General features: G+C 71.0%; 1 protein-coding gene. It reads right to left on the bottom strand.

Translation table 11 applies throughout. From position 1 onward, the window contains the following. Positions 1-531: sensor histidine kinase (locus OOT08_RS08960; RefSeq protein ID WP_325092891.1), on the bottom strand; the 531-nt coding region annotated here is incomplete at both ends.

The following is a 531-nucleotide window of genomic DNA, read 5'->3' on the forward strand; positions in this document are numbered from 1 at the left end:
CGTCGTCGGCGATTTCCAGTTCGACGGAGTCGGCGTTGAAGCGAAGCCGAACGGTGGCCACGGCGCCCGCTCCCGCGTGCTTGCGCACGTTGGTGAGCCCCTCCTGGGCGATGCGGAACAGTGCGACGTCGACGAGTTGGGGCAGGGGCCGGGTCTCGCCGACGACGAGCAGCTCGGCGGAGCCGCCCACGGCGTTCGCCTGGTTGATCAGGCTCGGCAGCTGCGCGAGGCTGATCACGTTCGCATCGGGGTCCTCGTCGTCGCTGACCGAACGCAGGGTCTGGAGGAGCCCGCGCAGCTCACCGACGGCCTGCTGGGCACTGTCCTCAACGAGCTCGAGGGATTCGCGGGCCAGGTCCGGATCGCGGTCGAGCACCCGACGGGCGGCCCCCGCGTGGATGCCCATGACGGAGACGTGGTGCGCGACGACGTCGTGGAGCTCGCGCGCAATCTCGAGCCGGTCCAGGGCGACCGCCTGCGCGGCGCTCGTCATCCGCTCCTCCTCGAGCAGGGTGGACTGGGCGTGCAGGT

The sequence above is a fragment of the Leucobacter sp. M11 genome, from assembly GCF_035726885.1.
Taxonomy (GTDB): Bacteria; Actinomycetota; Actinomycetes; order Actinomycetales; family Microbacteriaceae; genus JAPFRB01.